Origin of the sequence: uncultured Muriicola sp. (assembly GCF_947258935.1) — a bacterium.
Classification (GTDB): domain Bacteria; phylum Bacteroidota; class Bacteroidia; order Flavobacteriales; family Flavobacteriaceae; genus Muriicola.
In genome coordinates this window covers 1-8,954 of record NZ_CAMYKH010000082.1, presented here as the reverse complement: position 1 = coordinate 8,954, position 8,954 = coordinate 1, and the positions used below count along the sequence as shown (strand labels likewise).

Genomic DNA, 8,954 nt, shown 5'->3' with positions numbered 1-8,954 from the left:
TGAAGCTGTTAAGCGTAAGAGACCCTACCGTCCCGTCCCGATAGCTATCGGGACTAGGAAGGGAATAGGCCGTAATATAAATTTGATTCTTAACATTTATGTCTTGTTAGGTTGAGTGCCTTGTCTGGTCCATTCGTGTAAGGAATTATCCCAAGTGATTTAGAAAGACTAATCCAACAAGCTGGTTTACTCTTCAGCCTGATAGCCTAAACACATCGCATTTCTTTACTTTTTGAAAGGAGATGCATTCATATGTTCCAAAATGGACTTTTTGGCCATGTACAATGCAATAACAAGAGTTAGGATGCCAACAATCCAAACGCCTTTTACCAACTCCATAAATAAGAAATAGTCATACAGGGCATGAATTATTACAGGGATCAAAATGGATAAAAAGATATACACTAATTGAGCTTTCTTCTTGCTTTTCGCCTTGCCCAGATAATACCCCATAATCACTGCAAATACAAAATGGGCTGGCACCGCAGTGACCATTCTCAAGATAGCCAGTGATGCCGAACCCTGTAGTACAAAAGTCAGATTTTCAATAGTCGCAAATCCCATTCCAACAAAAACAGAATAGACTATCCCATCAAAAGGCTCATCAAAATGTTTATTGGGGTAAATGATCAGGATCACCACCAGGAATTTTAAAATCTCTTCGGTCATAGAAACGGTAAGTGCTTCCATTCCTATGTTTAAATAATAGTTCTCAATAGTGTTGGCACTGAGCAGATAGTCTAAAACATTGATGTCTAAAAGAAGGTTTACCCCTCCTAAAATAAATGCTATGGCAAGAAGCCATAAGGGCTCCTTATCTTGCTCATCCAGATTATAAATAAATGCCATAATAAAGAATCCGGGTAAAACAGAGAGGCTTACTAATACCAGGTCATAGATCTTCAGGGTATCAATCAATACTAATGGATATAGTAAGACAACAAATAGTGCCGTGACAATAATGCTAGTAATCAAACTCGTTTTAAGTACCGGGTTCATCAAGTTTTAGAATTTTAATGAGACCATCCATTCGTCAAAAGACCTGTTTTCATTCCCGATTTCAAAAGCTCTCGCCCACCCAAATGAGAAGGTTGAAGACAGATGAGAAAACATAACCAGCTTGGTGTCTACCTGAAAGCCTATATTCCGGAAACTTTCAGAAAGGCCTGTAAATGAAACCTGAGCTGCATCTGTGGTAGCCTCGTAGTTTTTAGTAAATAATCCTCCGGCAAAAACCGTAGCATGAGAATGGGTAGCAAATAAGTTAAAAAATCCAAGTTTTCTGTACCTCAAAGGGGGTAGTGCAAGCTCTAAAGTTGATTTAAAAAAACTCTTTGCAATAATACTTTTCTCCGCATCAAATCTCAAGCCAGCAAAAGAGAACGTCCTTCTGTACATTTTAGACATTGAATTGTCAATGATATTATTTCCAAAGGCTGCAAAACCAAATCGAGTAAATGGATTGACCCTTTTAGTAAAGGAATTCCCGGCAGAACTTCTAATCCAAAAGGAGGCGTGATCAATGGGTAGCTGAAAGCCAAGATCCAGCGCCCCATGGATTCTGGGGAAAAAATTGCCTTCCGTGATTGAATTAGACAGGTTTAAAGAGGTTTTAATCCCTTTTTCTGCATCTACTGCGCCAACTGATCCTTTCAAGTCTCTATACGAAAACGACGTATATACGTTGTAAAAAAGGTTGGTATTAAAATCGTCATCTGCAAAATTGATTTGTTGAAATTCAGGAGATTGATTTAGACCGTAAAAAGCACTGGCACCAAAATTCAAATCGAGGTTTCTGGGATTGTCATTAATCAAGGAGCGATTGTGATCAATACCTATGTTTATTCCTTTTCTGGATCGTTTTGTAGGTCCGAATAAATCATAAAAGTCGGCCTGATTATAATACCCGTAAAAGTCATAGGTGCCCGCTAGAAATCCAGTCAATTTAGCCGTTGAATACTTGAATGCTGCATGAAATTGTTCATCCTTTAGTATATCGCTTTCCGAATCATCAAAATTATTATCCCAACTGTTTGGTGTATAGGACAGGGACAGATCTATGGTTTTGAAGCCCATAGGGTCCTGAAATTTGAATCTATACCCTAAGCCAAATTTGTTCTTATACCCGATTATAGTTGGATACGCGTAAGTTAATTTAATTTCTTTCCCGGGAATATAAACACCCTTTTTTGCATTGAGACTTTCATCATCAAAGTTTTCAAAATTCGGGACGTCAGTCGTCCAGCTTTTTAATTCGGGATGTTTTTCCACCGTTTTGTTCCCTAAAAATTCTATGCTGGAAACTTCAATATTTTCTTCATTATAGACATAAACCGGGGCAAAGCCATCACTGGTATATTTAAATGAAAAGACCTTTTCCTCATCAATAGGGATTGGTCTGAAATATCCCGTAAGGGCATTAGTCAGGATCTCAATATCTAAAGTATTGGAATCTACTTTAAAAATGTTACTTACACCGGTGTAATAAGAAGATCCTAATAAATAGCTGCCATCCTCAGAGAATTTAAAACTCTGGGGTGACGCCACCTCGAAATTGAAGACTTCTTTGAATTTAATACTATCGTTTTCAAAGGGTCTAAAGGAATCAAGTTCATAAATATTTAAAAATTGGTTCCCATTAATATCTGTAAATCCGGCACTAAGGCTTAAGCCGTCCGGAGAGATATCCATGTCGAACATATCAGAGCCGTAAGGCAGGGTGTATTTTTGCTCCCAGGTAGAGTAATTTTGTGCTGTAGGTTTTCCGGGGATCGTCTTAGGTATTTTTACAAGAGTACTTATCCCATTCAGATGCTTTACACCCCATAGTGACTCATCCGCTTTATTAAATGCCAGATCACCGATCCGACAGTCTTTTTGTAATCGTTTTGATTTGCCCGTGCTTAAGTTGTATACATTTAAATCTCTTTTCTCATCATTATCGGTGGTGTAAAAAAGCAGGTCGTTTTTTTCATCATATGTCAAAGAAGTGACATTAAAAAGTGTGGGTCCCTTAACATCCTTAAGTCTTTTTATCCTCCCTGACTCTAAATCCAATTCAGCTATGTGCGGTATTTTTCCGGGATAGTTTACGGCGACATAAATTTTATTTCTCTTTTTATCGAGATAAGCAAAAGAGACCCCACCGAGTACTTTATCGGTGATCAACTCATCATTGCTGATCTTGCTCTCCTTTAAATTTTCAATATTCCTTTTTTGAAATGCCTTCTCAAATTCAATCCAATTTCTCCAGGAATTGGTGACAGAGATCCCATAAATTTGTTTAAAACTCGCAGCAAAGCCCCTCTTACTTCCATCTTTTCTTTTAACCCATTCAATCAATTTTTCAGGTCCGTGTTTGTAGGCGAGGTAACTTACAAATCGGGTGCCGTAATAATAATAATTAGCCTTCGACATAAAATCTGCAGAGGTACCGGCAGAAGCTAATCCTTGTGGAGAATACATCCTGCTACCCTCAAGAACCCTTGTCCTAAAGAACATCTCATCATAATTGCCAAGTGCATTTCCCTTGCCCCCATCCATCCAAGTTTCTACAAAAACGGCTATCCCCTCATGTAGCCATCGTGGAGAATAGTATCTGGGATTGCTCAAATAGCTATAAAACATGGAAATTGGATGATCACTAGAGCTCTTTACTTTGCCAAAAAATATTTTTCGAAAGAATAAATCGGTTTTTGATGCATTGTCTAATGCCGCTATATGAACAAGTTCATGATTCATAATTGAAAAGATCCTTTCCCCGGCCACACTAGATTCAAATGCGTAGTTTAAGGGAGATATACAGGTAGAGATCAGATTATTGGGGAGGGAAGTTGCTCCGCCATTCCCGTAATCCCCAAAGTCCTGAAATAGTACAAAAGTCTTCTCTTGAGGGTCGTAATCGAATAAGGTTTTATGAAAATCAAGGGCGTTATGTGAACAGCGTATAGCGTGATTTAATACATAGTCGAACTGCGGGCTTGCGCTCACAATGTTGAATTCATCTGTTTCAATTTTATTGAATTGTGAAAATGTAGTATTCAAAAACAAAAGACACAGAAGAGCAAAAAAGAGTGGTTTTTTCATATTAAAGTTGGTATCGAAATAAAAAAGGAGAAAATAAAATTTCCTCCTTTAATTGCTTGTCAAACTGCCTTTTTAATAATCAGCAGTCGACATCCTTTTTTGAAAATCAGGAGTCGCCATCATCTTTTGAAAATCAGGAGCTGCCATCATTTTCTGGAAGTCGGCAGAGGCCATCATCTTTTGGAAATTAGGCGCAGCGACCATCTTTTGGAAGTTAGGTGCGCTCAACATCTTCTGAAAATCTGGAGCGGCTAACATCTTTTGAAATGAAGGTGCAGCCAACATCTTTTGAAAATCAGGTGCGGCCATCATTTTCTGAAAAGAGGGTGCAGCCATCATTTTCTCGAAAGAGGGTGCGGCCATCATCTTTTGGAAATTAGGCGCAGCCACCATCTTCTGGAAGGCAGGCGCAGCCATCATCTTTTGAAAGTCAGCTGATAACGCTAACTTCTTAAACTCAGGCGAAGCCATCATCTTTTGGAAATCGGGCGCAGCCATCATTTTTTCGAAATTGGGAGCAGCCATCATCTTTCTAAAGTCAGGAGCGGCTAACATCTTTCGGAAATCAGGAGCGGCTAACATTTTCTGGAAGTCGGCTGTGGCCATCATTTTTTGGAAATCAGCTGAAACCATCATCTTTTGAAAGTCAGCAGCAGCCATCATCTTTTGAAAATCAGCTGTAGCCATCATCTTTTGGAAATCAGCTGAAACCATCATCTTTTGAAAGTCTGCCGATGCAACGAGCTTTGCAAATTCCGGATTTGCAATCATGTTCTGAAAATCCTGATTATTCAGAAATTCCTGAATGTCTTCTCCATCAAGAGTGACTTCAACGTCGTTTCTGTTGTCGTACTTTTGAGCTTTTTTAGCCCCTTTGATAGATTTATCCCCAGAGCTTGATAAGTCTGAAGAATTGAACTGAATTGCGCCTGTCTCTACTAATAAATAGAATACAGCGCCAATCACTAATACAATTGCCACGATTAAAAAATTTAGTTTACCGTGAACTTTACTTGTGTGTTTACTCATAATTAGTGTATTAAATTAATTATTTCCCAAACAACAAAAAGTTGAAAAGTCTAGCTACTATAGCTAGTTACTAAATATAATAAAAAAATGTTAAAAAAGTTCTTTATTTCCCTCATATCTAGGAGGTTAAATTTCTAAACTGCAAATAAAATAACGAATAGGAGCTTTGTCACAGTAGCTTTTGCTCTCTGGCTCTTTCTTCTAGGCAATAAACTTGGATTTAACTGATAACAGTATCTTCGAATAGATCAGAAAGTTGCCAAATGCATTTGCAGGAGGGGTACTTCTCTGGCCCATCCCGCTTACGGCGGGATGAATCCAGAATCAAAGCCTCCCGGGTTAAAATAATTTACTTTCCTTTTTTAAATATTACCCCACCCGTCTATGTAAGTCCTTTTAAGGAAATTAAAAGACAGGTATTTATTAATACAAGGGAAGAATAAAATTTAAACAAGCTAAACCTAATGTAAATGCTATTAGCGCTTTAGACCTAATTTTATACTATTTAGCCTTCCTAGTTCAATTTTAATGAATTATTTTCTTCTAAAAATAGTGGTAAATTATCCGTCATGTTACATGACAGGATTTGTACCATTTAATTCCTTAAGAAAAGATGAGAATTATACTAATATCCGGAAAGTATTCATGGATATACGTTAATTTTATTTGCATATAATGAGTTGTGTAGCATTAAATACCAAAAAATATGAAAAATATTTTAACAGGCTTATTGGTATTATTATCATTAACTGTTTTTGCGCAACAAATATCTTGGGAAGAATGGGAATTGGAATCTAAAACAGACATTAGATTACTACCAAAATATGGTAATGTGGAAAAAACTGAAAAGCAAAAAGAGGCTGATAAAATATTGATAGAAACTATGATTAAACATGATTCCTCTCTTGGAAAAGCGTCTAATCGTTTCATAAATTTAGGTTTTCAATTTTTATATAAAAATGATATAAAAACGGCAATGTACAGATTTAATCAAGCCTACGTGCTTGACCCAACCAATACGGATATTTATTGGGGATTTGGTGCTATCTATATGTCTTTAGGACAATACGAAAAAGCAAAAGAACAGTATGAAGAAGGACTTAAAATCACCCCTAACAATACACATATTTTGACTGATTATGGCACTTATTTTATGTGGCAATACTCTGCTTTAAAACCAACAGATAAAGAAAAGGCAATGATTAAATTGGATTCTGCCATGACGTATATATCTAAATCATATAATCTTAATTCGTCGGACCAACAAACAACATTCAAACTATCAATACTATATTTGAATAAAGGTGATTGTAATAATGCTTGGAAGTATTATGATGAGTGTAAATCATTAGGAGGTCAAGTTATTACAGAGGCATATACAAAAGGTTTACAAAAGGAATGTAAACGAAAAAAGAAATAAAACGCCACACAACAACGGCCATAACCTGCCTGCCTGTCCTCCGTACGAGACTTCGGAAGGCGGGCCGGCGGGCAGGTTCATTGCTGCTTTCCTGCTTAATTGAAATTTCCTACATTTAAATAAAACTAAACTTGGCTTCAATGCGAATCAACCAGGGCCTACCATAGGCAGGCAAGCTCGCCATTCCGAGCGTAGCGAACAGCGCAAGCAAATCATAGCCAAGACCTTTGTGCACCATCAAAAAAGAACCAATTGTAAATGAAAAAAAGGATACTAATTTATTATAACAGGCTTCGTGAGCAATTATGGTTTAGACCATTTCTGTTTTGCTTATTTTCTGTTTTTGGCGCTCTTCTGGCCCATCAGGCAGATGGCATTGGTATAAATGACCTAGTTCCAAATATTGATAAAGAATCAATTGAAGGTCTTTTAGATACAATATCGGCGAGCATGTTGGTCATATCCATTTTTGCAGTAGCATCTATGCTTTCAGCATTTTCTTCTGCAAGTAGTACAGCAACGCCTCGGTCTTTTAAAATTGTGATCACAGACGATGTCTCACAAAATGCACTTTCTATTTTTATTGGGGCATTTATTTTTAGTATAGTAGCTACAATAGCTCTTGATAATGGATATTATGATAAAGCAGGCAGATTCATCCTATTTTTATTCACATTATTATTATTTGCAGTTGTCATACTCATCTTTTTAAGGTGGGTAAACAGAATTTCAAGATTAGGTCGTTTAGAGCATACAATAAGTCAAGTAGAAACCGTTGTGGCCAAGACTTTATCAGCCTATATAAAAGATCCTTGCCTAAAGGCTCGTCCAATAAAAGGAGAATTTCATGGCGGAATTACGGTTTATGCCAACTGCGTAGGGTATGTTCAAAATTTAAATTTAGATGCAATACAAATATTAGCTGAAGAAAAGGAATTACATATTCGACTTAATTGTCTGCCGGGTAAGTTTGTCAATAAAAATTTTGCTATAGCTCAATTTAGCTCTGATCAAAATGTTGATGAAACTCAAATTCAAAAGAGCATATGTGAAGCTATTATTATTGGTAATACAAGATTATTTGACGAGGACCCTAGATTTGGTTTGATATCACTAACCGAAATTGCCAGTAGAGCCTTATCGCCAGGAATCAATGACCCAGGTACAGCAATACAAATTATAGGTAGCCATGAAAGATTATTTTTTCTATGGCAAAAAGAAATAGGGAATGGAAATGAGAAAGAAGTCACTTATAATCGAATAGAAGTACCGAAAATATCAATGGAAGATTTCTTTGACGATGCTTTTAGACCAATTGCTAGAGATGGAGCAGATAATATTGAGGTCATGTTGAGGCTACAAAAGGCATTTAGTTCAATTGCAACCATAAATAATTCAGAGATAAAGGAAATTGCAAAAAGACATTCAAAATCGTCATACGAACGAGCTGAAAAAGCAATCGAATTTGAACAGGATCGCAATATTTTGTTGAAGCAAAGTCTCTTTAAAAATAAATAAACAAAAGACGGATGCACAACAATAGCTATCGGGACACGCAACTACTCATAGCCCAGACCGTTGTAATGCATTTAAAAACAAGCGCATGAAGGTGATAACTTCGATTTTACTCTTATTGGCAAGTACAACTATGTACTCCCAGATGGATAACGTAGTTGGAGAATATTTTTACCTCGCAGGGGAAAATGGAAAACATCTGACTGAATACACATTGACATTACAGGAAGACGGAACGTTTCATTTTCATTCGTACGAGGACCACCAGAGAGGGATTTCATGGGAAAGAAACAAATATGGAAAAGGAAATTGGAGGATGGATGGGAAAATAGTTTCCTTTATTACAGATAAGGAAAAAGATATTGACGAAAAATACACGTTGGATTTCAGTAATTCTAAGGCGCGATTTATTACTAAACCTGAACGGGACAAAACTGATCGAAAAATAGAAACTAAACTCCAGTTTTTTGAATCTGAAATCTTTTGGATTGAGAGACTCAAAATATTAAAAAATAAAAACGCCATACAACAACGGCCATAATCTGCCCGCCTGTCCTCCGTACGAGACTTCGAAAGGCGGGCCGGCGGTCAGGTTCATTGCTGCTTTCCTGCTTAATTGAAATTTACTACATTTAAATAAAACTAAACTTGGCTTCAATGGTAAACGGCCAGGGCCTACCATAGGCAGGCAAGCTAGCCATTCCGAGCGTAGCGAACAGCGCAAGCAAATCATAGCCAAGACCATTAGCTCTAATTTAAAACAGCAAAAAATGAAGGTTACAGCTGAAAAAAATGAAAAAGTCGCTAATATGATCTTTGCATCTATTTACCCCCTTTACTGGAATAGATTGGAAAAGCATGGTAGAACAAAAGAAGAGTTCCATCAAGTAATAGAGTGGTTAAC

7 protein-coding genes are annotated in these 8,954 nt (G+C 37.0%); 4 read left to right on the top strand and 3 right to left on the bottom strand.

Going from position 1 to position 8,954, the window contains the following annotated elements; translation table 11 throughout:
• Window positions 1–225 precede the first annotated feature (225 nt).
• From Q0X72_RS11885 to Q0X72_RS11875, 3 genes are all read right to left on the bottom strand, one after another.
• Window positions 226–999, bottom strand: coding sequence for a PrsW family glutamic-type intramembrane protease (locus Q0X72_RS11885; protein ID WP_297765657.1), 774 nt, complete (start codon window positions 997–999; stop codon window positions 226–228).
• A gap of 6 nt (window positions 1,000–1,005) precedes the next feature.
• Window positions 1,006–4,086 carry a hypothetical protein gene (locus Q0X72_RS11880; protein ID WP_297765655.1) on the bottom strand — a complete coding sequence of 1,027 codons (3,081 nt, stop codon included), beginning with the start codon at window positions 4,084–4,086 and terminating at the stop codon, window positions 1,006–1,008.
• Window positions 4,087–4,158: 72 nt separating this feature from the next.
• Window positions 4,159–5,115, bottom strand: a complete 957-nt coding sequence (locus Q0X72_RS11875; protein ID WP_297765652.1) for a hypothetical protein — start codon at window positions 5,113–5,115, stop codon at window positions 4,159–4,161.
• A 706-nt stretch (window positions 5,116–5,821) separates the two neighbouring features.
• On the opposite strand from Q0X72_RS11875, the gene Q0X72_RS11870 reads away from it, so the two are divergent.
• From Q0X72_RS11870 to Q0X72_RS11855, 4 genes are all read left to right on the top strand, one after another.
• Complete coding sequence (locus Q0X72_RS11870) at window positions 5,822–6,535, top strand: tetratricopeptide repeat protein (protein WP_297765649.1); 714 nt, start codon at window positions 5,822–5,824, stop codon at window positions 6,533–6,535.
• 258 nt (window positions 6,536–6,793) lie between these two features.
• A complete protein-coding gene (locus tag Q0X72_RS11865) occupies window positions 6,794–8,053 on the top strand; it encodes a DUF2254 domain-containing protein (protein ID WP_297765645.1) in 1,260 nt (419 codons plus the stop codon).
• Between the two features lie 85 nt (window positions 8,054–8,138).
• A complete protein-coding gene (locus Q0X72_RS11860) occupies window positions 8,139–8,591 on the top strand; it encodes a hypothetical protein (RefSeq protein ID WP_297765642.1) in 453 nt (150 codons plus the stop codon).
• A gap of 229 nt (window positions 8,592–8,820) precedes the next feature.
• Window positions 8,821–8,954 (top strand): DUF2200 family protein (locus tag Q0X72_RS11855; protein ID WP_297765660.1); only part of this gene is annotated, 134 nt, incomplete at its 3' end.

Bases quoted from the DNA above. Each gene is read 5' to 3' on its own strand.
- Q0X72_RS11885 (WP_297765657.1), bottom strand. From the start codon at position 999: ATGAACCCGGTACTTAAAACGAGTTTGATTACTAGCATTATTGTCACG.
- Q0X72_RS11880 (WP_297765655.1), bottom strand. From the start codon at position 4,086: ATGAAAAAACCACTCTTTTTTGCTCTTCTGTGTCTTTTGTTTTTGAAT.
- Q0X72_RS11875 (WP_297765652.1), bottom strand. From the start codon at position 5,115: ATGAGTAAACACACAAGTAAAGTTCACGGTAAACTAAATTTTTTAATC.
- Q0X72_RS11870 (WP_297765649.1), top strand. From the start codon at position 5,822: ATGAAAAATATTTTAACAGGCTTATTGGTATTATTATCATTAACTGTT.
- Q0X72_RS11865 (WP_297765645.1), top strand. From the start codon at position 6,794: ATGAAAAAAAGGATACTAATTTATTATAACAGGCTTCGTGAGCAATTA.
- Q0X72_RS11860 (WP_297765642.1), top strand. From the start codon at position 8,139: ATGAAGGTGATAACTTCGATTTTACTCTTATTGGCAAGTACAACTATG.